The sequence below is a fragment of the bacterium genome, assembly GCA_035529855.1.
In the GTDB taxonomy this organism is placed as follows: Bacteria; RBG-13-66-14; B26-G2; order WVWN01; family WVWN01; genus WVWN01.
The window spans coordinates 21,763-45,968 of the sequence record DATKVX010000093.1; the positions used below are offsets into that span (position 1 = coordinate 21,763).

Below are 24,206 nucleotides of genomic sequence, written 5' to 3' on the forward strand. Positions count from 1 at the left end.
AAAGGTTTGACGATGGCGCGTTACGTTATAACCGGCGGCGCGGGGTTCATAGGCTCCCACCTCGCCGAACGCTTGCTGCAGGAGGGGAACGACGTCGTCGTTCTCGACAACCTCGTCACGGGCGACCCCGAAAACGTAGAGGTCCTGAACGAGCACGACGCCTTCGAATTCCGGGACGTCGACGTCGCCCGGCCTTACGAGTTGGACGGCGCCGCCGATTACGTCTTGCACGTCGCGAGCCCGGCCAGCCCGGACGACTTCGAGCGGATTCCCCTCGAGATTATGGCCGTAAACTCGGAGGGGACGCGCCTGGCCGCGGAGCTGGCGCTCGAGCGCGGCGCGCGGTTCCTGTTCGCGTCCACGAGCGAGGTGTACGGCGACCCGGAAGTTCACCCCCAGAGCGAGGATTATTGGGGCAACGTCAACGCCTTCGGGCCGCGCGCCGTATACGACGAGTCGAAGCGGTTCGGCGAGGCCATGGTCGCGGCCTTCAAGCGCCACCGCGGCCTGGACGTACGGGTGGTGCGCATCTTCAACACCTACGGGCCCCGCATGCGCCCCTCCGACGGCCGCCTGATACCGAACTTGATTTCGCAGGCGCTGGCCGGAAAGCCGCTGACGGTTTACGGCGACGGCTCGCAAACCCGTTCCTTCTGCTACGTCGGCGACATGGTGGACGGGATTTTGGCGTTACTCTATTCCGACGTAGCGGAGCCGGTTAATATCGGCATGCCGGAGGAGATGACCGTCCTCGATATGGCGGAGATGATACGCGACGCCGTCGACCGCGGTTTGGAAATCGCGTACCGGCCGCTGCCCGTCGACGACCCGCGCCGCCGCCGGCCCGATATCACCCGCGCTACCGAGCTGTTGGGTTGGCGACCCCGGGTGCCCGTCTCGGAGGGTTTGCCCAAGACGATCGAATGGTTCCGACGGAAGTTGGCCCGGGATTAGTCGGGAAGGTATTCGGGGGGAGTTTTTTTGCTGACGTCGAGATAGGTCTGGAGGATTAGCGCCGCCGCGGCCGCGTCGGCGGTCTTTTTTATTTTTTGGGGGGAGGCGCCGGCGGCGCGCAACTTCTCTTCCGCGGACTTGGTGGTGAATCTTTCGTCTATTAATTTTACGGGGACGGAAACCCGGCGCTGGACGTCGCGGGCGAACTCCTGGACGCGCTCCGCCGCGGGGCCCTCTCGGCCGGTAAGCGTCAGCGGATAGCCGACGACGATTTCCTCGGCGCCGGTAACCGAAGCGGCGTTAACGACGGCCGCGGCGGCCTTGCCTTCGTTTTTTATAACTTTGTAGGGCGAAGCGATGGTCCCGGTTTCGTCGGATACCGCCAGGCCGATGCGTTCTTCGCCCCAGTCTACGCCTAAAACTCGCATTAGGGTGTATTATACATAAAAAGGGCAGCCGTTTCAACGTCGCGCCGCGGCCATTTCGCTTGATTGTAGCATCGTCTTACTTTATAATATGCGAACGCCGGGCCGAGCAGTATCGGCTATCGGTATTAACGGCGGCTTACTATTCCGGCGTCGCAACGTTGTCTTCCCCTGATGGTAATCTTCGTTCTCGTCTAAGGAGGTTCGGAATTTGAGTAAAGCGGCGACGGCCTTTATCGGCGGCTCCGGCCTTTACGAAATTGAGGGCTTCGACGTCGACGAGCGGCGCCGGCTCGAGACGCCCTACGGCCCCCCCTCGGACGACCTTATTATCGGCACTTTCGCGGGGGCGCCGGTGGTCTTCCTTCCGCGCCACGGCGCCGGCCACCGCCTACCCCCGGGCGGCGTTAACTTCCGCGCCAATATCTGGGCGCTCAAGTCGCTGGGCGTAGAGCGTATATTGAGCGTATCCGCGGTAGGCAGCCTGAAGACGGAGGTTAAGCCCCGCGACTTCGTCATACCGGACCAGCTGTACGACAACACGAAGCACCGCGCGTCGACGTTCTTCGACGCCGGGATGGCGGTCCACGTATCGCTGGCGGACCCGTACTGCCCCCGCGTGCGGGAGCTGGCGACGGCGGCCTGCGAGCGGCTGGGATTAGGGGTGCATCCCCGCGGCACCTACGTCTGCATGGAGGGGCCGCAGTTCTCCACGCGCGCCGAATCCAACGTCTACCGCCACCTCGGCTTCGACGTCGTCGGCATGACCAGCGCCACCGAGGCCAAGCTCGCCCGCGAGGCCGAGATGTGCTACGGCACGGTCGCGCTCGTGACCGACTACGACGTGTGGCTCGACGCCGAAGACGTAACTATAGGCATGGTTTTGGATAATATGCGGGCCAACGTCGCCAACGTCAAGGCCGTGGTCGAAGACGTCCTGCCGGAGCTCGCCGCGGCCGGCGCGTGCGCTTGCCAACGGGCGCTCGAGGGCGCCATCGTAACGGACCTCGAGCTGGTGCCGGACGATGTCAAGGAACGGCTGCGGCCTATTTTAGCGAAGTACTTGTGAGGTTTATCGGAAGGTGACGCCCAGGCCCATCGAAGTAATTTTGCGGAACGTATTGGAGGAGGTCGAGCCGTTCTTCGAGGTGGAGAAGTTTTACGGCCGGCCGCCGGGCGTGGTTCTGGTGGGGAAATTCAAGGCCGGCGGTCACGACGCCGTCGCCCGGCACTTCGAGCCGCTCGGTTATTATACCAAGGCGACGCCGCTCGCGGGCGGGCGTTGGTTGGTGGAGGTCAGCCCGCGGCGGTTGGAGCGGCCGCGCCGGCGGATGCTCGTGAATGCCCTCCTGTTCGTCGCGACCATAGGGACGACGCTCGCCGCCGGGACGTGGCAGCGGGGCGGCAACCTGCTCCGGCCGGCGGATTGGCTCTTGGGCGTACCGTTCTCGGCCTCGATAATGACCATCCTGTTGTGCCACGAGATGGCGCACTTCTTCGCCTCGATGAGACACCGCGTACGCGCGACGTTGCCCTATTTCCTGCCGGTGCCCCATCCGCTACTCGGGACCTTAGGCGCGGTTATCAAGATGGAATCGCCCATCCCGGACCGTCGGGCGCTGTTGGACATCGGCGCCGCCGGGCCGCTGGCGGGCTTCCTGGTCGCGCTCCCGTTGACGGTCGTGGGCCTCCATTACTCGGCGATAGTCTCGCCGGGGGCGGCCGCCGCCGGGACCGTTATCTTCGGCGACTCGTTGATATTCAAATTCTTGACGTACGCCGTAAAGGGCCCGCTGGGCGGTATGGACGTATCGCTTCATCCGCTGGCGCTCGCGGGGTGGATAGGCCTGTGGGTCACGTCCGTCAACCTGCTCCCCATAGGCCAGCTCGACGGCGGCCACGTCTCGTACGCGATGTTCGGCAAATACAGTGTATGGGTGGCGCGGGCGGCGTTCGTGGCGCTAATCCCGCTCGGCTTCGTCTGGACCGGGTGGTTCTTCTGGGCGTTTTTGATTATACTGTTCATCCGGTTAAAGCACCCGCCGCCCATAGACGACGCCGCCCCGCTCACGCCGCTGAGGCGTCTCGTGGGGTGGGCCGTCTTCGCGATAGCGGTCCTGACGTTCATCCCGGCGCCGATAAATATATTGTCTTAGTAACGGGGAGAGACAATGCCTAACGACGACGGACCGGAAAAAGAACCCTCGGCTGAGGAAGCGGCGAAGCTCGAGCGCTTCAAGCAACGCCTCGAGCTCGAAAAGCGCATCGCCGAGCGGATGAAGCTCATCCGCCACAAGATCTTGGTGGCGTCCGGCAAGGGGGGCGTCGGCAAGACGACGGTGGCCGTAAACTTAGCGCTCGCGTTGGCCCAAGCGGGGGACGGCGTGGCGCTGCTGGACGCGGATATACACGGCCCGGGCGTGCCGCTGATGCTCGGCCTGGCGGACGTTAAACCCACCGGCGGCGATGCCGGCATAAACCCGGTGGCGTACGATGACAAGCTGGTCGTGATGAGTATGGCCTTCCTCGTCGCGGGCGAGTCCGACGCCGTCATATGGCGCGGGCCGCTCAAGATGGCGATGATAGACAACTTCCTGGCCGACATTAACTGGGGCGAACGCGACTGGCTCGTGGTGGACACGCCGCCCGGAACCGGCGACGAGATATTATCGCTGGCGCAGCGTATAAAGGACGCCGACGGCCTGATAATGGTGACGACGCCCCAGGCGGCCGCGGTGGCGTCGGCCCGCAAGAGCCTGACGTTTGCCGTAAAAACGAAAATACCGGTTTTAGGGGTAATCGAGAATATGGGCCCGTTCGCCTGTCCGGAGTGCGGGCACGATATAAAATTGTTCGGCGGCGGCGGCGGCGAACGCGTTGCGGCCGAGTTCGGCGTCCGTTTCCTGGGGGCCGTTCCCTTCGACCCCGACGTGGTCCCGGAATCGGACCGCGGCCAACCCGTTATGGTGGCCCGGCCCGATAGCGCGACCGCGCGGGCCTGGAGGAAGATAACGGCGAAGGTTCGGGAAGTGGTCGCGGCGTCGGCTAAGGAAAAGTAGAAATAAAGTGCGAACTCGTTAATGGGCTACGGGGCGTAAGCGTTACGCGCGAGGTGAACGTCTTGGCGGCGAAAGATAAGGGTAAAGATAAAGAAAAAATAAAACTGGCGGTCCTGTTCGGCGGCCGGTCCGGCGAGCACGAAGTATCCATTATTTCGGCGCGCTCCATGATGGCCGCGGTGGACGGCAAGAAGTTCGAGGTGCTGCCGATTTACATTTCGCCCGAGGGCAGTTGGTACTTCTGGGCCGGTTTCATGCAGGGCGTGGCGCGCCCGGACGAGAGCGAGCCGTCGTATACGCCGGTCGCGGACCCGCAGCGGCGCGCTTTTCTGGTGCGCCTCGACGGCGGCGGCGAGCTGGAGGCCGACGTCGTCTTCCCGCTGTTGCACGGGCCCTACGGCGAGGACGGGACGATTCAGGGTCTGCTCGAGCTGGACGCGATGCCGTACGTGGGCTCCGGGCCGCTGGCCGCGGCCCTGGCCATGGACAAGGAGATGTCGAAGGACGTATTGCGGGCGAACGGCATCTCGACGGTGGACTACTTCGCGGTCGCGCGGCGGCGCTTCGAGGAGGAGCCGGACCGGGTTACGCTGGAGGTCGAGCAGCGGTTGCGTTATCCGCTGTTCGTAAAGCCGGCGAACCTCGGCTCGAGCATCGGCATACGCAAGGTTAACGACCGCGACTCGTTGAAGAAGGCGTTGGCCGACGCGGCGCGGTACGATTCCAAAATTCTGTGCGAGCAGGCGGCCAACGGCCGCGAGTTCGAGTGCGCGGTCCTGGGCAACTACGCTCCGGAGGCGTCGCCGGTGGGCGAGATCGTGCCGGCGGGAGAGTTCTACGACTACAAGGCCAAGTACGTCCGGGACGACGCCCAGCTCCTCGCCCCCGCGGTGATGGACGAAGAGCTCGCCCGACGGGTGCAGGACTTGGCGGTGCGCGCGTTCAACAGCCACGGCTGCGCCGGCCTGGCGCGCGTCGACTTCTTCTACTTGCCGGACCGGGAACTCTTATTGGTAAACGAATTAAATACCATGCCCGGCTTTACGCCCATAAGTATGTACCCCAAGTTGTGGGACGTGGCCGGCCTGAAGTACGCCAAGCTCATCGAGCGGTTGGTAGACCTGGCGTTCGAACGCCACGACGAGCTTATGCGTAACCTTATAAAGTACGAAGACGCCGTGGAAATCTAACGACGAAAAGGAAGAGGTGGCGAATTGTTATTCTTATTGGCTTCGACGGCATACGCGATGGGCGGGGGCGGCGGCGGCGAAGGACAGGGCGGCGGCGGCTTCGGCATCATCCTGCCGCTCCTCCTCATTATGGTCATCTTCTACTTCCTGCTGATAAGGCCTCAACAGCGCGCCGAGAAACGCAAGAAGGAAATGATCTCCTCGGTCAAAAAAGGTTATCGCGTGATAACCGCGGGCGGCATCCGGGGTACGGTGGCGAAGGTTTACGAGAAAGACAAGATCGTGGTCGTAACCGTCGCGAAGGATGTCGACGTCGAGGTGGCGCTGGCGAAGATCGAGGCCGCGGCGCCCCCCGGGGAAGAAGTAGCCGTCGCTGCGAGCGGGGGCAAAGATGATAAGGCGGCCGGCAAGCGCAAGGAGCGTAAGGAGCCGCGGCGGCCCCGCCGCAAGTAGAAGTGGCCGAGAACGAAAACGAAGCGGACGTAGGCGAAGGCGTCGGGTCCGCGGGGGCGCTCGTCACGCTGGCTACGCTGAAGGAGGACGCCGAGGTCGCGGCGTACCTCGCCGAGGCGGACCGGGTCCTCGCGGTGTTGGGCTTCACGGAGCACGGCGAGAGACACGCCGCCATGGTGGCCGAGCGGGCGCGGGCCATGATATCGGCGCTGGGTTACAAGGAGCGGCGGGCGGAGCTCGCGGCCGTCGCCGGCCACCTCCACGATATCGGCAACGTCGTCAACCGCCACAACCACGAGGCGCTGTCGGCGGTGTTGGCGCGCGATATATTGCGGCGGCTCGGCATGGACGTAACCGAAACGCTGCAGGTGATGACGGCCATCGGCAACCACGACGAGGGCTCGGGCGTGCCGGCGAGCGTTATAAGCGCGGCGCTGACCATCGCGGACAAGTCGGACGTGCGGCGGGACCGCGTTCGGAACCCGTCCATGATATCCTTCGATATCCACGACCGCGTGAACTACGCCGCGAAGCGCAGCGAGCTGGAGGTGGACGGCGAGGCCAAGGCCATTACGCTAAAGCTCGAAATAGATACGTCGATATCGCAGGTCATGGAGTACTTCGAGACCTTCCTCTCGCGGATGATAATGTGCCGGCGGGCGGCGAGGCGGCTGGGGTGCAACTTCGGCCTGGTCATAAACGAAGTTCAAATGCTTTAGGAGCAGGCGACGGGGTGATGTTATGCGACGCGTACGTGGGGCGCCGGTATTTACCTTGGCCTTGTGTTTGGCGGCCGGGTGCGGCGGCGCGGCCGAGAAGGAGGCGCGCGTGAGCGACGACGCCGAAATGTGGCGTCGCCTCAACGCGATGGTGGACAGCCAGATCGAGGGTCGGGGCGTCTCGGACCCGGCGACGCTGGCCGCCGTGCGTAAGGTACCGCGCTGGGAGTTCGTCCCGGCGGACCTCGGGAACCGCGCGTTCGAAGATAACCCGCTGGCCATAGGCGAGGGGCAGACGATTTCGCAGCCGTACATCGTCGCCTATATGACCGAGGCGTTGAAGCTGGAGGCCGGCGATAAAGTGCTGGAAGTCGGGACCGGCTCCGGGTACCAGGCGGCTATCCTGGGCGTTATAGCGGCCGACGTTTATACCATAGAGATAATCCCGTCGCTGGCCGAGGACGCCCGGGCGACGCTGGAACGCCTCGGCTACGACAACGTCCACGTCCGCGTCGGCGACGGTTACGGCGGCTGGCCCGAGGAGGCCCCCTTCGACGCCATTATCGCGACCTGCGCTCCCGACCACGTTCCGCAGCCGCTGTTGGACCAACTCGCCGACGGCGGCCGGCTGGTTCTGCCGCTCGGCGGCCGGTATCCGCAGATGCTCAAGCGCTATACGAGACGCGGCGATACTTTCGAGGAAGAAGACCTCGAGCCGGTGCTGTTCGTCCCCATGACGGGGGAAGCGCAGGAGCAATAACGGTTCTAACCGCGTTGGGCCGTCGGGCCCGCGCGCGGGAGGTGTTCCGCATGGCGAACGAGAGAGACGTGGAGAGGTTTTTCGAGGAATTGGGGTACGACTACGAGATGCTGGGCCCGCAGATGTGGGTCGTGGACGCCGCGGCCGAGGGCGGCTTCGGCAAGGTCGTCGTGAGCTATAGCCCGCCGTTGGTCGTGCTGCGGCTCAAGGTGGCGGACCTGGCCAAAGGCCGGGAGGACGCCAAACTCTTCCATATGCTGCTGGAGGCGAACGCCCGCGACGTCGTCCACGGCGCCTTCGGCCTGGAGGACAAGGCTATCGTAGTGGTCGATACGTTGGAGGCGGAGTACCTGGACGCCGTCGAGCTCCAAGCGTCGGTGGACGGCATGGCTTTCGCCGCGGCGACGGTTTTACCCCGCTTAAAAGAGTTCGGCCTGAAGTAAGGAGGAGGCCGCTATGGGTGTTTTGGAACGGATCGCGAAGATCATAGAAGCGAATCTAAACGCCATGCTCTCGTCGGCGGAAGACCCCGAGAATATGCTCGAGCAATTGATGGCGGACATGCGCGAGCAATACCGCGAGGCCCAACGGCAGGTTACGGTCTCCGTTGCCGACGAAAAGCGTCTCGAGGCTAGATACCGCAAGGCGAAGGCCAACGCGGACGAGTGGCAGCGGCGCGCCGTCCTGGCGCTGCAGAAGGGCCGCGAGGATTTGGCGCGCGAGGCGTTGCTCCGCAAGCAGGAAGAGGCGGCGGCCGCGACGGAATACCTGACCCAACTCGAGCAGCAGAGCATCCTCGTCGAGCGGTTGAAGCAGGGGCTCGTCGCGCTCGACCGGAAGATCGACGAGGCCGCGCGCAAGAAGGACCTCATCATCGCCCGCCAGAAGCGCGCCGAGGCCGCCCAGACCATCAACCGCGCCGTTTCCTCCATCGACGACCGGAGCGCTTTCGAGGCGTTGGGCCACGTCGAGGAGAAGGTGGCGCGCCTCGAGGCGACCGCCGAAGCCGAGGCCGAGGTCGCCGCCCTCAAGAGCACTAAAACCCTGGAAGACGAGTTCAAGAAACTCGAAACCGGCGACGTGGACGTCGAGCTCATGGCGTTGAAAGCATCGTTGGGCCTGGCGCTGGCGCCGGGCGAGGTTCCCCAGGCGCTCCCGGAGGGCGAGGAAAAGGGTAAGGCCGACGCCTGAACCCCGCCTATGAACTGGAAGGTAATACTCCGGCCCTTCGGCCTGCCGGTTTTTCTGGCAAGCCTCATCTTCTTGCCGTTCTTCCCGGTCGTAACGGCGGCGGGCGCCGTTTTTTACGGCGGCACGTTGTACTGGGCCTACCACCGCGAACGCAATAAGGCGCTGCCGCGGGGGACGGTGGACGAGGTTGGCAGGCTGCCGTATCGTCGCCGCAAGCTCGCGAATCACGCCATCGCCGCGGCGCGCGACATCGAACGCCGCCTGTCCCGCCTCCCGATAGATATGGTGGAGCGTATGCCGCTCCGGGCGGAAGACGCCGGCCGCCTGGCGGCCGCGGTCGTCTACTACCTGCGGGAGGAAGGCGGGGCTCGAAAGCTGGTGAAGGCCGGCGCCGGCGGCGAGGCCGCGGAGCTCGCCAAGAAGGCCGCGGTGGACGCGGAGCGAACGTTCTCCAAAATGCAGGAGTTGCAGAACGCGCTGACGGCGCTCGCGCTGGCGAGCGCGCACGTCGACCGCGAAATGCTGGCCGCCGAGGCGGACGACGCCGCGGAAGAGATAAAAGGGTTGCGGCGGGCGATGGAGGAGGCTCGAGCCGAGCTCGGCGCCGCCGCCGAAAGACCCGCGCTCGAGGGCGGCTCGGGGCGTTGGGAAGGCGGCGAGGGCGATTAACGCCGCCGCGCGACGGGTCTTGCTTTGCCTTTGGGTAGCCGCGGTCGGCGCGAACGCGCGGCCCCTCGAGGTCGTAAATTACTGGAACGGCGTCCTGGGCGCGTCGGGCGAGTTCCGCACCGTCTTCGACAATGCCGAATATTCGACCGTCCGTTTGCCGAAGTTGGACGAACGGGCGTATTTTTTTTCGGACCTGACGCTGTACGCCGATTTCCACGTGGCCGAAGGCGTATTGGTGCAAGCGGGCGGGAAGGTCCGTTACGACTTCGGCGACGACGCCGCCGGCGGCCCGGGGCCGCGCGCGTACCTCCGCTTGCGCGGCACGCTCGATACCGAGCATAACCAATGGACGTTCGGCCACTTCCGCGACTACGTATCGCCGCTCACCTTCGAACAGCGCGACTACGACGACGAGCTGGCCGGCATGCGGTACCGCCTTACGTGGGGCCCGAGCGACAGCCACTTCTTCCTCGCGCGGACGTCGACGGTGGGGGAGGAGCGGTACGAGACGTTCGCCGGGGGCGGACGGGTATCGCTGCGGCCGTGGGAGAAAACGGTCCTGGGGGCCAACCTGGGCGGCATCCACCAGGGCGGCTTCGACGCGGGCGGCGGGTCGCCCCCGCCGGGCGGCCGCAAGCGCGAGGCCGGCGTCGGGTCGCTCGATTTCGAACAGGGGATTCCGTGGGGCCTTTTCGCGGCCGGCGAGGCCGCCCTCTCGGTGGACCGCGGCGATAGGGAAGAGGGCTCGCTGCGGGACAACGCTTTCTGGGTCGGCGGCGGATGGCGGCGGGGCCCCTTCGAGGTGAGCGGCCGCCTCTATCGCGTGGGGTGGGCGTTCGCGACGCCGTGGGGCGTGAGGTTCCTACGCAACGAGGAGGGGTCGATAATATTAAGCGACTTTTACGCGTGGACCGCGCGCGGCGCCGCGTCGTTCGACGTCTTCGGGACGGCCAGGCTTACGTTGGCGCTCGAGGGCGGCGTTAAATATAAAGAGGAGAGTTTCGCCGAGCAGGATTACAATTTCAATATCGGGCTGATCAAGTTCGAGGTTTACCTGTAGCGTCGTTTTTTCAAAGAAAACGCCGCCCGCCCGGGCGGCTTTATTTTTTTGCAGCCGTTTCTTTGGGCTCTTCCGCGTTTATGTCCGCTCGAGCATTTTCGCGACTGCCGCGGCCACCTCCGCGCGCGGCACTTCCACTTGTTCTCGTTTCGCGAGGTCCTTCAATTGGACGACGCCCTTCGCGACCTCGTCCGGGCCGACGACGACGACGAACGGAATACCCTTCGCGTCCGCGTAGCTGAATTGCTTGGCGAGCTTGGCGGAGGGCTCGAGGTAGACCTCGCACCCGGCGCCGGCCGCCCGGATTTCGCGGGCGACTTGCAACGCGTATTGCAAAACGCTTTCGTCGTATACCGCGACGAGGACGTCCGCGGCCGCGGCGGCGCCGGCGGTATCTCTTTCCGTCAGGAGCGTTATTATGCGTTCCAGGCCGAACGACGTTCCCGTCGCCGGGAGGTCCGGGCCGCCCAGCTGCGCGATAAGGTGGTCGTAGCGGCCTCCCCCCGCTACCGAGCCCACGCCCCCCTCGGCGACGAACGCCTCGTAGATGGGGCCGGTGTAGTAGTCCAGGCCGCGGGCCATATGGAGGTCGAAGCTCAGTACGCCGTCGGGGACGCCGAAGTAATTCAGGTATTCGGCAAGGTCGCGCATTTCGGCGACGCCCTCCCGGCCTTCGTCGTAGTTGCCGGCGAACGCCTGAGCCGCATTTAAATAAAAATCGATGCGGCCGCCGTTCTTGGGGTCGAACAACACGCCCATGATTTCGTCGGCTGCCGGTTGGGGTATGTCGCTCGCCGCCAGTTCGGCCTCGACGCCGTCGCGGCCTACTTTGTCGAGTTTGTCCATAGCTCGGATGGCGGCGAATTTACGCTCGGCCGGGACGCCGGCGTAATCCATAAAGGCCGAAAGTATCTTGCGGTGATTTATGCTTATGCGGTAATCCCGGAAGCCCAAGGCCGCGAGCGTTTCGTGCATGACGGCGACCATCTCGGCGTCGGCCAGCACGGAGGCCGTCCCGACGCAGTCGACGTCGCACTGGACGAACTCGCGGAAGCGGCCTTTTTGCGGCCGCTCGGCGCGCCACACCGGCTGGATCTGGTACCGCTTGAACGGCTTGGGAAGGTCCTGGTTCGCGGCCATGACGCGCGCCAGCGGGACCGTGAGGTCGTAGCGCAGGCCCAGGTCGGCCTCGCCGCGTTCGCCGGCGGCGCCGCGCTTCAGGATGCGGAAGATAAGGCGGTCCGCCTCGTCGCCGTACTTACCGGTCAGGACGTCGAGACGCTCGAGCGCGGGGGTCTCCAGCGGCGCGTAGCCGAAGCTTTCGAAGACGCGCTTGACGGTTTCGACCGCGCCGGCGCGGGTACGGATCTGCGCCGGTAAGTGGTCGCGCGTTCCTTTGGGCGGTAGGGGTTTCATCGGTTATGGAAATACGCCGTTCCGTAAAGCGGCCGGCTTTATTCCAATTCCCCCGCGACCTTCTCGGCCGCGGCCAGGACCTCGCCCGACTTTACGAGCTCGGCCACGCGGTTGATGTCGTATTGCGTCGGCCGGTCTTCCTCCATAAAGGCGACGTGCTTGCGGACCAGCTTGTGCAACGCCTCCGCGGCGGCGCCGCCCTTGAGCGGCCGCCGGTGGTCCATCGCCTGGCACGCCGCGATGAGCTCGATAGCGATTATATACCAGGCGTTGCGTAATATCTGCTTCGTCTTGATAGCGGTGTTCATGCCCATGGAGACGAAATCTTCCTGGTCGGCGGCGGCGGGGATTGAGCCGACGGCGGCGGGGTGGCAGAGGACGCGGTTCTCGTTCACCAGCATGCCGGCGGTATACTGCGTGAGCATGAGGCCGCTGAACATGCCGGCGCCGTGTATGAGGAACGCCGGCAATCCCTCGCTCAGGTTGGGGTTCATCAGGCGGTTGAGGCGCCGCTCGGAGAGGACGCACACCGTCGTTACCGCGATCCCGACGAGCTCGAGGGCGAAGGCCAGCGGCGTCCCCTGGAAGTTGGCCCCGGTGACCACTTCGTCGTCGTCGGGGAAGAAGAGCGGGTTGTCGCCGGCGCCGTTGACTTCCGTCTCGAACATTCGCCGTGCCCAGTCGAAGGCGTCCTTGGCCGAGCCGACGACCTGGGGCGTGGAGCGGAGGCTGTACGCGTTCTGGATCTTCTTCTTGCCTATCTTCCCGGGGACGAGCATCTCGGAGCCCTCGAGCAAACGGCGGATGTTGCTCGCGCATTTGACGGCGCCCGGGTAACCGCGCGCTTTGTGGAGGCGTTCGTCCAGGCACAGCGTGTTGAGGTTCAGGACCTCGAACGTCATGGCGGCGACGGCTTCCTGCGTCTTGGCCCAACGGTAGGCGTCGTGGAGCTCGAGGGCGCCCATACCGGCGATGACGTTGGAGCCGTTGATGGTGGCCAGGCCGTCGCGGGCCTCGAAGACGATGGTGGGTACGCCGGCGGCGTCCATGGCCTTTTTGCCGTCCATCCGTTTGCCGTTGTAGAACGCCTCGCCCTCGCCTAGGAGTACGAGCGCCACCTGGCTCATGGGCGAGAGGTCGCCGGAGGCGCCCACCGAGCCGTGTTGGAAAACGACCGGCGTCACGCCCTTGTTGAGCATCTCGAGCAGCGTCTCCACCACCACCGGCCTGAGCCCGGAATAGCCGATGCAGTGGCAGTTGACGCGGGTGGCCATCGCGGCGCGGATGTCGTCGACGTCGCACGGCTCGCCGCAGCCGGCGGAGTGGGAGTATACGAGGTAGCGCTGGAACTCCTGCGTTTGCTCGGGCGTGAGGACTACCTCGGAGAGCTCGCCGATGCCGGTCGTCACGCCGTACATAACCTCGCGCTTCTCGACCTTGTCGTTAAGCATGGCGCGGCACCTGCGGATCCGTTCCCACGCGTCCTCGGTCACCTCGACCGGCTCGCCGTCGCGGGCGATTTTAACCAGACTCTCGATCGTAAGCGATTTACCGTCGAGTTTAGCCGTCATCTATGAGCCTCCTGTAAAGCAACCGTCGAGCCGGGCCGCCAAGGCCCGACGTAAAATCCTTCCGGCGATTTTTCGCGGTATACGTTACGGTTTCCGCCGCGGGTTTTATCGGTATTTATCGTAAAAAGGTTTACGTTAAAATTTAGCTGCGGACTAATCGGCCGTAATTCTATCACTTACGAGCGCGGGCCGCAATATCTTATTAAATACCGCGGGTAGTATTGACGCGTATTCGGCCTAATAGTTAACCTTTTCAACATTATCGTATTTATGTTAATATAAAACGGTACTAAAGGGGAAGCTGTAACGGGGCCGAAAACGCTTCGAAGAACCCATAACGCAACGGTAGTGGCAAGGAGGTACCGTGCCGGTTTTCAGTAAACGGTTTGAACGGCGGATGTGGGCGGCGGCGCCCGAAGTGAAAGCGCTCTTGGGGGCCGCGGCGACTCGGGAGGAGGCCCGGTTGGCCGTCTTCGATTACCTCGAGGCGCGGAAGCGCGAAATACGGGCCGAGGAGGTCGACCTCCCCAGCTGGGAATGGGAAGTCGCCGACGATTGTATCGACGTACTGAGAAATATTTTGTCGGTTTATTACGAGAAATCGGCGAAGTTCAGCGGCCTGCGGACCCTTTGGCAACTGGCGCGGGGTAAATATTCGGGGCGGCGAAGGGAGCTGTCGCCCGGTTTTTTTGAAGAATTCCGACACCTTTTCCTGGGGATAGCGGGCAGGTCGCCGATATACGAGGGCAAGGAGTTGCCGACGCACTTGGGCCTGCACGGCCGTAAAGCCGCGCTCGCGCGGTCGCGGGACCTCGACCTCCTCGCGGGTCAATTGGAGGAGGGCCTGGCGCGGTATCCGTCGGGCCTTGACCAGGATTTAATCGAGGAGCGGCGTCGGAACGTCGCCCGCGTTAAGAAGCTCTTCGGCGCGAGCGACGACGAGTGGACCGACTGGCACTGGCAGTTCGGCAACGTCATTCGCGACCGCAAGACGCTGCAGAAGATAATAACGCTCTCGCGCGACGAGGCGAAGGCCGTTAGCCTCGCGACCAAGAAGGGCGTGCCGTTCGGCATTACGCCGTATTACGCGTCGCTGATGCGCGGCCGCATATCGCGTTCCCGCATGCACGCCACCCGGGCGCAGGTCATTCCGCCCTTGGCGTACGTCCAGAATATGGTAAAGTTCCGCGGCCGCCGCGAGTTCGAGTGCGACTTTATGCTCGAGCGCGATACGTCGCCGGTGGACCTCGTAACGCGGCGCTATCCCACCATCGCGATTTTAAAACCTTACAGCGGCTGCTTCCAGGTTTGCGTCTATTGCCAGCGCAACTGGGAAATTACGGGTACTTCCGGCGTGGGCGCCGCGGCGCCCAGGAGGAAGCTCGACGCCGCCCTCGATTGGCTCGAGGCCGCGCCCGCCGTCACCGAGGTCCTGGTTACGGGCGGCGACCCGCTCGCGCTGAGCGACGACCGCATCGAGTACATTATGGGCCGGTTGGCGGCGATGTCGTCGGTGGAACGCGTCCGGTTGGGGACGCGGGCTCTCGTCGTCGCGCCCATGCGCGTTACGCAGGACCTCGCCGACCTCATAGGCCACTATAACGAGCCCGGGCGGCGCGAGGTCGTCGTCGTGACCCATTTCGAACATTCCGCGGAGGTCACGCCGGAGGCGATGCGCGGGGTGTGGCGGTTCCGGCGGCGGGGCATCGCGGTTTACAATCAGGCGGTATTCACCTTCGCCAACTGCCGCCGCTTCGAAATGTGCAAGCTCAGGCTCGAGCTGCGGCGCGTCGGCGTTGACCCGTACTACCTCTTCAACGCCAAGGCCAAGGAGGAGCTCGACGTCTACCGCGTACCGCTGGCGCGCCTCGCGCAGGAGCGTAAGGAGGAGGCGCGGCTCCAGTCGGGCGTCGTGCGGACCGACACGCCGGTGTACAACATCCCGCGGCTCGGCAAGCACAACGTCATCGCCTGGCAGCACCACCGCGTTATTGCCGTCCTTCCGGACGGCCGCCGCGTGTACGAGTTCCAACCCTGGGAGAAGAACATCTCGCCGGAGGAGGTCTTCATCGAGGCCGACGTCTCCATCTACGACTTTCTGGAGGACCTCAAACGGCGCGGCGAGAACGTGCGGGAATACAAGACGATTTGGTATTATTTTTAGGACTTCGTTTTCCGCAGGGCCTCGATGGCGGAGGCGCCGCCGCATCGGGGTCGGGGCCGGATTAACGCGTCGGTTAGTTAGACGTTTCGAAAAAAATAAAAGCCGCCCTGCGGGGCGGCTTTTTTATTCGTGGATTTATTAAAATCTGACCTGGAACTGCGCGGAAATTTTATCGTTGTCTATTTTTTCGTCCGCTTCTATGAAATGTTGGTAATTGGCCATGAGCTTGCAGTGGTGGCCCGGCTCGAGGTGCAGGTTCACGCCCCCCGTGACGGCTTCCGCGACGTCGCCCGGTATGTTGCGGCCGGGGTCGTAGTGCTCCCACCGAGCGGCGGGTTCTACGATTTGAAGCCAGGGCCAGGGGAGCGGGTGTTTGTAGCTCGCTTGAAGGTAATACCCGGCGTCGGACAGGTCGACGGCTCCGCCGCCGGCGGACTGCGGGAAGGTTTGCTCGCGGTAGAGGAGTTCTCCCTGGAAGGTGAAGCGCTCGCGGTCGAAGGCGACGCAGCCGCCGTAGCGGGCGCCGTCGCCTGTTCCGTAGGGGGCCATATACGGTTTGCCCACGTAGTAGTATCCCTCGAGCGTCAGGCCCTTCGTCGCGGCCCAGGGGAACGGGTTGCCGGCGACGCGGACGGCTACGTCTTTGGCGACGTTCTCGTCGACGCGGTTCGGGCCGGAGCCGTTGACGCCGGCGACCGCGAGCGACGCCCAATCCGGCCTGTCGTCGGAACGGAGTTTGAACTCGAGCTGCGCCCCGACGTCCCGCCCGCGCGGCGGCGCGACGTTCGCCGTGACCATGGAGCGGTCGATTAACAGCAGCTTCGACGTCGACGTATACGACTCGCGGCTGAACGGCACGAGGAATTGGCCCGCGCGGATTTCCGTATAGGGAATAATTTTAAGAGTACCGTACGCGTCCATGAGGGCGGGGGAGCAGGCCGCGTCGAAGTAGATGGAGTAGCCGGCGTACTTGAAGACGTCGCCCCGAAAGATAAGGCTGGCGGACCTGAGGCTGAAGGTGTTTACGGTCGGCGCGCCCACCGCGAGCTCGTCGCCGTTTTGGTACGTGTACCGGCCTATGGCGTAACCGGAGATTATCAGGCTGCCGTGGGTGGATTTGACTACCTCGTAGTCGGCGGCGGCGCCGGCGGCCGATAACAAAATGGCCGATATTAAATATGGGAATGACTTCCGGAACATAAATCCCACTCGCTTTATATTGTCCATATCAACGCCAGGACGGCGCACAGCGCCGTAATGGCGAGAGAGACGACGAAGGTCTTGCGGAGTACGTTGCCCTCTTCGCCGATGGCGTCTATGATGGCGGCGGCGTTCTGGAGCTTGGCCGGGCTGATGACGGAGGCGAGGCCGCCGCCCACGCCGGAGGCCGCGGCCCAGACCAGGCCGACCACCTTAAGCTTTTCCGCGAAAGCCGCGGTATCCAGGTGCAGCTTGGTCAACATCGCGATGGACGACGTCTCCGAGCCCGAGATGAAGCCGCCCAACAACCCCAGGAAGGGGGCGACGAGGCCGTAGAAGTCGCCGAAGGTCGCGGCCGCGCCGTGCGCCAGGACGAAGACCATGTTGTGGGAAGGCACCGGTAGCTCCCAGGCCGCCGCGCCGACGACCTTTCCGGAGTGGTTGATGACGTACGCTACGGCGAAGTATACCGCCGCCGCTATAACCGGCCGCCATGCCCGGTGCGTCCATTTCCGTACCGCCCGGGTGAATTCCTCACCGGTCGGTTTGAGAAACGGGAGCGCGAGGAAAGTCGTTACCGTCACCCAGAAGTACGCCTGCCAGAAGAAGCGGACTTTTATCGGCGCGCCGGGGATTACCTCGAGCGGCATGGCGAGCTTTTTGAAGAGGAGGTCGAAAAACGGCAGGCTCGGCGTGTTGGTCAACGTTGCGAAGACGACGAGCAGTATCCAGGGCGAGATCGCCGCGACGAGGGGCATACGCGCCCGCGCCGCGCCGTCGGCCTCGGTCGGGTCGCCGCGCTCGTAGACCCTTTGCCCCCGGAGAGATACGTACGCCGCCATAACGACGGCGACCGCGGCCCCGGCCGCCACGCCGGTTAGCGTCGTCATGCCGAGGCGGTTCATCCCGATGGCGACGAAACCCGCGGTCAGGCCGGCTATGAGCGTGGGCACGGCCCCCCGCAGCATAAGCTTGAACCGGCCTACGAGGTAAAGCATGCCGAACGCAATAGCGGTGGAGATGACGGGCATAAAGCGCGCGAAGTACCGGCCGGCCTCGTTGGGTTCCAGGCCGGTGAACGAAGCGAAGACCACCACCGGGATGCCGAGCAGCGCGTACGTGCAGAGGGCGTCGTAGCCGATGGCGGGCAGGGCGATGGCGACGAAGGAGGAGTATCCGAGCGCTATCATGATGGGGGGGAGTATCGAAACCGGCGTCGCGCCCAGCGCGGTGAGCAAGGTCCCGAAGCCGACGTTGATGATGAGGATCTGGGCGACGCGGTCGCCGCGTGCGATCCCCTTCAGCGTCGCTACCAGCCGCGCGACGGCGCCGCATTCCAACATAACTCCCATTTGAAACAGCGACGCCGCGACCATAAGCGTAATGGGCAGGGATTCGACCACCCCAGCCGCGCTCGCGACGAGGCAGACGCGCGGCGAGGTCTTGAAGTATAAAATGGCGACGGCCACCGTGAAGAACCAACCGATGATGCCGGCGGTATCCGCGGCCTTTTTCAGGAACGTGATGAGGACGAAGATAACTATTACAGGCGACAGCGCAAGAAGGACGGCGAGCCACGTCATTGACGCAAGACCTCCGGAAAGATAAAAATTAAAGCGAAATTAACACGCCCGCGCTGGATAGGCAAGGTAAATAATATTGCTGGGTATGTTGCCAAGTTGGCGGGATATTAAAGCTGTTACCGACCTTTACGAAAAAAGCCGCCCGAGGAAGGCGGCGTTTAACGGGAGCGGTTTTACGTCAGTCGAATTCGTATTTGACGAAAATATTTCGAAAAATTTGGCCGGCGAGGCGCGGGTTTTCCTTTAAGCGGCGGGTGGAGTAGGGGTACCACGCCGTCCCGAACGGGACGTAGATGCGGAGCTTGTGGCCCGCCGCTACGATTATATCGCGGAGTTTGGCGTCTACGCCCAGGAGCATCTGGAACTCGTATTGGTCGCGCTTGAGGCCGAACTCGTGGACGGCGCGTAGGCCTTCCCAGACCATCTTCTCGTCGTGGGTCGCGATGCCGACGTAGCACCCGCCGCCGAGGAGGACGTCGAGCAGGAGGCCGTAGTTGGCGTTTACGACGGCCTTGTCTTTATAGGCCGGCTCCCGCGGTTCGTTGTATATACCCTTGCACAGGCGCAGATTGGCCTTGGCCGCGGCGAGCCCCGCGCAGTCGGCCAGGCTGCGGCGGAGGTACGATTGTATAACGGTGCCGACCTCGTCGTACTTCTCGCGAAGCGCGTAATATATATCGAGGGTATCCTGGGTGCAGGTGGAGTCTTCCATGTCGATGCGGACGAAGTTGCCGTAGCGCTCGGCCTCGTCGCAGACGGCGGCGATATTTTGTTGGCAGAACCCCTTGTCTATCTTCAGGCCGAACATGGTAGGTTTGAGCGAGACGTTGGCGTCGAGCTTTTCGGCGTCTATGGCCGCGAGGACGTTTTTGTAATCTTGGACCGCGGCGAGCGCTTCCTCGCGGCTGTCGACCTCTTCGCCCAGGACGTCTATGGTGGCGCGGATGCCGCGTTTATTCAGGGCGCCGGTTACGCGGACGGCGTCTTCCAGCTTGTCGCCGGCGATGTAGCGGCCGGCGAAATGCCGCACCAGCGGCTTTGGAACGAGCGGCAGCGTCGCGACGATGGCTTTGTTGAACAAGCTCATCCTGTGCTCCTCCTGCGACGGTAGAATGAACGAAGGCCGGCGCCCGGCGGCGCCGAATTACGAAAGCCCGGTTCGGCGCGAGCGCCGCCGGGCTTCCGTTATTATTTTTTGTTAGGTCGTCTCAAGTTAACGGGTCACGAACAGGCGCCTACTGAGCGTTTCCGCGTTCGTCCGGAGCCGATAGACGTGGACCCCCGGCGCCAGCGGCCGGCCCGCCTCGTCGGCGACGTTCCAGCGGACTTCCGTCGGACCGGCGTCGGCCTCGGCCCGGAACGACGTTACGTTAACGGGCAGCTCCGTGAAGCCGAGCTTTAAGAGTTTTAGGAGTACCGGGTATTGTTCGGCGCAGGTGATGGGGATCTGGTAGGCCGGCGGTTGTTGGGAGGTATCGATCTCGAACGTGAAACCCCAATCCCCTTCGTGACCGGTACCGGCGTATTCCCAATCTAAGGCGTTGCCGGAGGCCAAGTAGTGAAGGACTTCCCAGTCGTTGCCGTGCCGCCACCCGGGCAGGGTTGCGAGCAGATGCGTCGCGAGGTTCTTGTAATACGTGTAATCGGGCTCCGGCGGGTGGCCTTGGGTATAAGCCCACGGGTAGAGCATCACCCGGCCGGAGGAGTGGTAGTTTAACGTAAACGCGAATTGGTGGTTAACGTCGTTTATGAGGTCCCGGATGGCTATCGTCTCGGGCTCCGAGAAGGCGTACGGGCCGAGATAATTGCTCCTGCTGGGATTGCCGCTCGAGCCCGGGCCGCCCCACGGGTAGTCGTAGTTGCGGTTGAGGTCGACGCCGTAAATCCCGCCGCCATTATCGCGGCGGTTCTTACGCCACCTGTTGGAAACCGTGAAGACGTGGTTATGGCCGTCCGGGTTGAGCATCGGGATTATCCAGGTCTCGACGTTATCGACGAGCATCTTCACGTCGGGGTCGGTCGGGTATTTCTCGCACAAGTTCTTGGCGAGGTGGAGCGGTACCTCGACCGTCATGATCTCGTTGGCGTGGTGGTTGCCGTCTATGAGGGTATCCTTCTCCGCCGCCTCGTGGGTCGCGACGTTGTCCGATATCTTCAGCGCCCAGATTTCGCGCTTCTCCCACGTATCGCCGACGTCGTAAAGTGCGCAGATGTTGGGGTACGTAGCGGCCGGCCCCTGGAGTATCGGTACGAGCTCGGCGTATTCGGAGGGTGGCGCGTCGGAGGTATCGATTTCGTCCAGAACGTCGTAGGAGATACCTTTAAGGCCAAGGACGGTGAGGTCGTCAGCCGACGCGTATAGGTCGAAGTGGTCGCCGGGTACGGCGCCGTCTACGCCGAAGTCGCCAGGTCGGCCGTCAGGCGGCCCGGCTCGGCCTAAGCACGGGTTAAATAGACCGTATCGGCGTGCGCGCCGCCACCTAAAGCCGTAGCCGTTATCGCGATAAAGGTTATAGTTCTCACATAAGCTCCTCGGCTACGTAAACCGAACCGTTTAAGATATTCGTATTAGGGACGCGGCTTTTTCGCCGTCTTCGACTTCGCCGTCCGGAACGGGCTACTGATTTATATTTTGCGTATTTTGTCAACAATTGGTATTCTACGCGCCAAGAAATAGGAAACCTTTGTATTTCAACGAAAAATATGTATTTACCGTATTGTTTTCCACAATCTATCAACATCGTCGTTATTCGGCGGAAGCGCCTTATTTCTTTGGGGTTGCGCTAATTATTTTTTAATGATGAAACCTTGTCAGGGCGTATTACGGTATCCCGGCCCCACCTCGCGTCGTCGCGGCTCGGGTGGTCCAGGTTGAAGTGGAGGCCGCGGCTCTCGGGGCGGGCTTGGGCGGAGTGTACGATCAGCTGGCCCACCGTTACGATGTTATGTAACTCGGCCAGGTCGTGGTTCGGGTTGGCGGTCGCGACCAGCTTGTCCACGTTGCGGCGGATGGCGGCCAGCCTTTCCGCCGCCATCTCGAGGCGGCGGTCGCTCCGCACGATGCCGACGAAGTCGCGCATAGTCCGCCGGACCAGGTACCAGTCGTGGGAGATAACTACCGGCTCGTGGTCGTTGGCGCGCTCGCCGTTCCACGCCGCGGCCTTGACCGCCTCGCCGACGAGGTTAATTTCTTCCGCCGTGGCGTCGGCGGCGCGTTTGGCGAAGACGACCGCCTCCAGCAGCGAGTTCGACGCGAGGCGGTTGGCGCCGTGAAGGCCGGTACAGGCGACTTCTCCCACGGCGTAAAGGCCGGGGAGCTCGGTGCGGCCGTGGACGTCCGTTATGACGCCGCCGCAGCAGTAATGGGCCGAGGGGGCCACGGGCGCCGGCTCCACCGCCAGGTCGATGCCGTACTCGAGGCATTTGGTATAAATATAGGGGAACCTCTTCTCCAGTTTCTCCTTGCCTAGAGCCGTTACGTCGAGGAAGACGTGGTCCGTCCCGGCCTTCTTCATCTCCTGGTCGATGGCGCGGGCGACGACGTCGCGCGGGGCCAAGTCCGCGTCCGGGTGGTAGTCCGGCATGAAGCGGTCGCCGTTTTCGTTGAGGAGGGCGCCCCCCTCGCCGCGGAGCGATTCCGAAAGCAGGAAAGACCGTTCGGGGAGCGTCTTGGCGCCGGGGCGAAAGAGGCAAGTGGGGTGGAATTGGTAGAACTCCATGTTAGCCACGGCGACGCCGGCGCGCCAGGCCGCGGCGATGCCGTCGCCGGTGCTCACGTCCGTGTTGGAAGTGATGAGATAGACTTTGCCGGCCCCGCCGGTGGCCAGGACCGTCGCCCGCGCCGCGAACGGCATTACGTCGCCGTCGGCGCTCAGGACGTACGCCCCTCGGCACCGGCGGCCTTCGCCTTCGCCCTCCACTATTAAGTCGAGGGCGAGGTGGTTTTCGAAAATGTCGACGTTGGGCCGTCGGCTCAGCGTGTCTATAAGCGCGTCCTCTATCGCTTTGCCGGTCAAGTCCGCGGCGTGGAGGATGCGCCGGCGCGAATGGCCGCCCTCCATCCCGAGGTCGTAACCGCCGTCCAGTTCCCTCGTGAACTCGACCCCCAATTGGGCGAGCTCCGCCACCCGGCGCGGCCCCTCGCGCACCACCGTCTCGACAACGTCTTCGTGGCACAGGCCCGCGCCGGCCCGGATGGTGTCCTGCGCGTGGAGGTCGACGTCGTCGTCGGGCGACGTGACGGCGGCGATGCCGCCCTGGGCGAGCGCGGTGGAGCTGTCCGTAAGGCACCGTTTGGTAACGAGGCCGACGCGGCCGCGGTCGCCGAACTCCAGCACCGTGTACAGGCCGGCCAGGCCCGAGCCGATTACGAGAACGTCGAACTCCATAGTGCGATAATTATAACATTCGTTAATATAAAACGCAAAAGTAATCAAAAAAGGGCGGCCGCGAGGCCGCCCTGTGTAACGCCGATGGAACGGCGGGTGAGCCGCTAAAACGCGAAGCGAACGCCGCCTTCGGCTTGCCCCTTTGTGGCCGTTTCGCCGTCTTTAATAAGTACGAAAGCGCCAACGTCGAAATACGGTACTATTATATTATTACCAGGGATCCGGAAGTCGATGCCGCCGCCCGCCCGGGCGTAACCGGCTTCAAAAGTAAATTGATATCCCCAGCCTTCCGCGGTCTCCTTAAAATAACCGCCGCCGAAGTACGCGTGCGGTTTGACAAGTATCGAACGGCTGTACGGTACGAAGTAAGGTCTGAACTCGAGGCCCGCGATTAAACCCGAGGTGTCGCCAAAGAAGTATGAGATCTCCGGCCCAAATGCGAAGTAGTCGCATATTTGGAAACCTACATCGGACCCTATATAGGCGCGGGAAGGGTCTCCCAGCAAACCGCCAACGTTGCCCGATATCGCCATGACGTTACGGGCCCACTCGTCGCCCGCGACAACCGCGAGTTCGCCGCGTTCTGCGAGGAATTGGGCCTGCGCCGGCCGGCATCCGCCGCGACTTCCCCCGAAAACAAATAGGGCCGTACCTTCAGGTGGCGCCACCAGTTAACAAGGGGCTTAAGCCGCTTGTCCAAAAATATGGCGGCCAGACATAAAGGTCAGGCCCTACGAAACCGGTACCCCAGCCGGCAATCCGGTCGGCAAATCGTTGATGGTAAAGTTTAAAAACAGAAACGCGCCGTACCGCCGAAGAGGAATACGTCGGGAGCGGATGCATTCGCGTCGAACACGTACCCTTCGATTTCCCATTCCATTTCGATATCGCCCGGGATTATCAAGTAATCGGCCTTCACGCCGAGCGCGACGTGCGGCGTCACGTGGAATTCGCAGCCGAAGGGGATATCGAAGACGGGTTTAACGCTCGTGCCGTCGTCAAGCGTCATCTCGAACTCGAGGAATTTAAATTCCCACGCCAAGATGGCGACCCCCGCGCCGAAGCCGCAGAACGGCTTGACCATATTACGGGGCCCTACGCCGACGCCCAATAACACCGTTTCCCGTATCGGGATAAGGCTAATTTTGTAACCGATTTTTCCGAAGTAACCCAGTTCGAACTCTTTGTTTATCTTGCTGTAGCCGACGTCGCTCGAGAGCTCGAGAGAAAGCTGGGCCGCCCCCGGCCTGGTAAATAACGGTACGGTTAAGCCGGCACCCGCAGCCCACGAATTTCCCATATCACCTTCGTAAGAGGCCAGGCCGCCGGTAAAATATATACCTATTTCGTGCGCGCGCGGCGCTGAAGCCGCCCCGACGCCCGGTTTTATTTCCTCTAACGCGC

General features: G+C 63.2%; 23 protein-coding genes. 13 read left to right on the plus strand and 10 right to left on the minus strand.

The features are described 5' to 3' along the window. Window positions 1-12 precede the first annotated feature (12 nt). Entirely contained in the window at window positions 13-954 is a 942-nt protein-coding gene (locus tag VMX79_09990; GenBank protein ID HUV87429.1) for a UDP-glucuronic acid decarboxylase family protein, read from the plus strand. Here VMX79_09990 and ruvX read toward each other — a convergent pair. Further along, window positions 951-1,382: a Holliday junction resolvase RuvX gene (ruvX, locus tag VMX79_09995; protein ID HUV87430.1), complete on the minus strand. Its 432-nt coding sequence runs from the start codon at window positions 1,380-1,382 to the stop codon at window positions 951-953. The genes VMX79_09990 and ruvX overlap by 4 nt on opposite strands. Window positions 1,383-1,590: 208 nt before the next feature. On the opposite strand from ruvX, the gene mtnP reads away from it, so the two are divergent. The 11 genes from mtnP to VMX79_10050 all read left to right on the plus strand — a co-directional run bounded on the left by mtnP (window position 1,591) and on the right by VMX79_10050 (window position 10,480). Then, window positions 1,591-2,448 (plus strand): S-methyl-5'-thioadenosine phosphorylase, encoded by an 858-nt coding sequence (mtnP, locus tag VMX79_10000; protein HUV87431.1) that lies wholly within the window; start codon window positions 1,591-1,593, stop codon window positions 2,446-2,448. Window positions 2,449-2,488: 40 nt separating this feature from the next. Then, window positions 2,489-3,535 carry a site-2 protease family protein gene (locus tag VMX79_10005; GenBank protein ID HUV87432.1) on the plus strand — a complete coding sequence of 349 codons (1,047 nt, stop codon included), beginning with the start codon at window positions 2,489-2,491 and terminating at the stop codon, window positions 3,533-3,535. Window positions 3,536-3,550: 15 nt separating this feature from the next. Then, window positions 3,551-4,438, plus strand: a complete 888-nt coding sequence (locus tag VMX79_10010) for an Mrp/NBP35 family ATP-binding protein (protein HUV87433.1) — start codon at window positions 3,551-3,553, stop codon at window positions 4,436-4,438. A gap of 62 nt (window positions 4,439-4,500) precedes the next feature. After that, complete coding sequence (locus VMX79_10015; protein HUV87434.1) at window positions 4,501-5,628, plus strand: D-alanine--D-alanine ligase family protein; 1,128 nt, start codon at window positions 4,501-4,503, stop codon at window positions 5,626-5,628. A 24-nt stretch (window positions 5,629-5,652) separates the two neighbouring features. Continuing rightward, window positions 5,653-6,081, plus strand: a complete 429-nt coding sequence (gene yajC / locus VMX79_10020) for a preprotein translocase subunit YajC (GenBank protein HUV87435.1) — start codon at window positions 5,653-5,655, stop codon at window positions 6,079-6,081. A 2-nt stretch (window positions 6,082-6,083) separates the two neighbouring features. Then, window positions 6,084-6,800: an HD domain-containing protein gene (locus VMX79_10025; protein HUV87436.1), complete on the plus strand. Its 717-nt coding sequence runs from the start codon at window positions 6,084-6,086 to the stop codon at window positions 6,798-6,800. Between the two features lie 22 nt (window positions 6,801-6,822). Next, complete coding sequence (locus VMX79_10030) at window positions 6,823-7,560, plus strand: protein-L-isoaspartate(D-aspartate) O-methyltransferase (GenBank protein ID HUV87437.1); 738 nt, start codon at window positions 6,823-6,825, stop codon at window positions 7,558-7,560. Between the two features lie 50 nt (window positions 7,561-7,610). Then, complete coding sequence (locus tag VMX79_10035) at window positions 7,611-8,003, plus strand: hypothetical protein (protein HUV87438.1); 393 nt, start codon at window positions 7,611-7,613, stop codon at window positions 8,001-8,003. A gap of 13 nt (window positions 8,004-8,016) precedes the next feature. Continuing rightward, window positions 8,017-8,751: a PspA/IM30 family protein gene (locus VMX79_10040; GenBank protein HUV87439.1), complete on the plus strand. Its 735-nt coding sequence runs from the start codon at window positions 8,017-8,019 to the stop codon at window positions 8,749-8,751. A gap of 9 nt (window positions 8,752-8,760) precedes the next feature. Then, window positions 8,761-9,420, plus strand: a complete 660-nt coding sequence (locus tag VMX79_10045; protein ID HUV87440.1) for a hypothetical protein — start codon at window positions 8,761-8,763, stop codon at window positions 9,418-9,420. 19 nt (window positions 9,421-9,439) lie between these two features. Further along, entirely contained in the window at window positions 9,440-10,480 is a 1,041-nt protein-coding gene (locus tag VMX79_10050; protein HUV87441.1) for a hypothetical protein, read from the plus strand. A gap of 78 nt (window positions 10,481-10,558) precedes the next feature. On the opposite strand, the gene hisS is transcribed toward VMX79_10050, so the two are convergent. Then, window positions 10,559-11,896: a histidine--tRNA ligase gene (gene hisS / locus VMX79_10055; GenBank protein ID HUV87442.1), complete on the minus strand. Its 1,338-nt coding sequence runs from the start codon at window positions 11,894-11,896 to the stop codon at window positions 10,559-10,561. Between the two features lie 38 nt (window positions 11,897-11,934). Then, a complete protein-coding gene (locus tag VMX79_10060) occupies window positions 11,935-13,467 on the minus strand; it encodes an aromatic amino acid ammonia-lyase (protein HUV87443.1) in 1,533 nt (510 codons plus the stop codon). 364 nt (window positions 13,468-13,831) lie between these two features. On the opposite strand from VMX79_10060, the gene VMX79_10065 reads away from it, so the two are divergent. Then, entirely contained in the window at window positions 13,832-15,631 is a 1,800-nt protein-coding gene (locus VMX79_10065) for a KamA family radical SAM protein (GenBank protein ID HUV87444.1), read from the plus strand. Between the two features lie 138 nt (window positions 15,632-15,769). Here the strand turns inward: VMX79_10065 and VMX79_10070 are convergent, their stop codons facing one another. The 7 genes from VMX79_10070 to VMX79_10100 all read right to left on the minus strand — a co-directional run. Further along, the gene (locus tag VMX79_10070; protein HUV87445.1) at window positions 15,770-16,831 is read right to left on the minus strand and encodes a porin; all 1,062 of its coding nucleotides are present in this window, start codon (window positions 16,829-16,831) and stop codon (window positions 15,770-15,772) included. Window positions 16,832-16,845: 14 nt separating this feature from the next. Next, window positions 16,846-18,414, minus strand: coding sequence for an L-lactate permease (locus tag VMX79_10075; protein ID HUV87446.1), 1,569 nt, complete (start codon window positions 18,412-18,414; stop codon window positions 16,846-16,848). Window positions 18,415-18,592: 178 nt separating this feature from the next. Then, a complete protein-coding gene (locus VMX79_10080; GenBank protein ID HUV87447.1) occupies window positions 18,593-19,501 on the minus strand; it encodes a proline dehydrogenase family protein in 909 nt (302 codons plus the stop codon). Window positions 19,502-19,627: 126 nt separating this feature from the next. Then, a complete protein-coding gene (locus VMX79_10085; GenBank protein HUV87448.1) occupies window positions 19,628-20,731 on the minus strand; it encodes a M14 family metallopeptidase in 1,104 nt (367 codons plus the stop codon). 466 nt (window positions 20,732-21,197) lie between these two features. Further along, window positions 21,198-22,802 carry an L-aspartate oxidase gene (gene nadB / locus VMX79_10090; protein ID HUV87449.1) on the minus strand — a complete coding sequence of 535 codons (1,605 nt, stop codon included), beginning with the start codon at window positions 22,800-22,802 and terminating at the stop codon, window positions 21,198-21,200. A 104-nt stretch (window positions 22,803-22,906) separates the two neighbouring features. Continuing rightward, the gene (locus VMX79_10095; GenBank protein ID HUV87450.1) at window positions 22,907-23,335 is read right to left on the minus strand and encodes a hypothetical protein; all 429 of its coding nucleotides are present in this window, start codon (window positions 23,333-23,335) and stop codon (window positions 22,907-22,909) included. A 254-nt stretch (window positions 23,336-23,589) separates the two neighbouring features. Next, window positions 23,590-24,206 (minus strand): hypothetical protein (locus VMX79_10100; GenBank protein HUV87451.1); only part of this gene is annotated, 617 nt, incomplete at its 5' end.

Bases quoted from the DNA above. Each gene is read 5' to 3' on its own strand.
- VMX79_10060 (HUV87443.1), bottom strand. From the start codon at position 13,467: ATGACGGCTAAACTCGACGGTAAATCGCTTACGATCGAGAGTCTGGTT.
- VMX79_10035 (HUV87438.1), top strand. From the start codon at position 7,611: ATGGCGAACGAGAGAGACGTGGAGAGGTTTTTCGAGGAATTGGGGTAC.
- VMX79_10030 (HUV87437.1), top strand. From the start codon at position 6,823: ATGCGACGCGTACGTGGGGCGCCGGTATTTACCTTGGCCTTGTGTTTG.
- VMX79_10045 (HUV87440.1), top strand. From the start codon at position 8,761: ATGAACTGGAAGGTAATACTCCGGCCCTTCGGCCTGCCGGTTTTTCTG.
- VMX79_10040 (HUV87439.1), top strand. From the start codon at position 8,017: ATGGGTGTTTTGGAACGGATCGCGAAGATCATAGAAGCGAATCTAAAC.
- VMX79_10075 (HUV87446.1), bottom strand. From the start codon at position 18,414: ATGACGTGGCTCGCCGTCCTTCTTGCGCTGTCGCCTGTAATAGTTATC.
- VMX79_10080 (HUV87447.1), bottom strand. From the start codon at position 19,501: ATGAGCTTGTTCAACAAAGCCATCGTCGCGACGCTGCCGCTCGTTCCA.
- ruvX (HUV87430.1), bottom strand. From the start codon at position 1,382: ATGCGAGTTTTAGGCGTAGACTGGGGCGAAGAACGCATCGGCCTGGCG.
- nadB (HUV87449.1), bottom strand. From the start codon at position 22,802: ATGGAGTTCGACGTTCTCGTAATCGGCTCGGGCCTGGCCGGCCTGTAC.
- VMX79_10010 (HUV87433.1), top strand. From the start codon at position 3,551: ATGCCTAACGACGACGGACCGGAAAAAGAACCCTCGGCTGAGGAAGCG.
- VMX79_09990 (HUV87429.1), top strand. From the start codon at position 13: ATGGCGCGTTACGTTATAACCGGCGGCGCGGGGTTCATAGGCTCCCAC.
- VMX79_10095 (HUV87450.1), bottom strand. From the start codon at position 23,335: ATGGCGATATCGGGCAACGTTGGCGGTTTGCTGGGAGACCCTTCCCGC.
- VMX79_10070 (HUV87445.1), bottom strand. From the start codon at position 16,831: ATGTTCCGGAAGTCATTCCCATATTTAATATCGGCCATTTTGTTATCG.
- hisS (HUV87442.1), bottom strand. From the start codon at position 11,896: ATGAAACCCCTACCGCCCAAAGGAACGCGCGACCACTTACCGGCGCAG.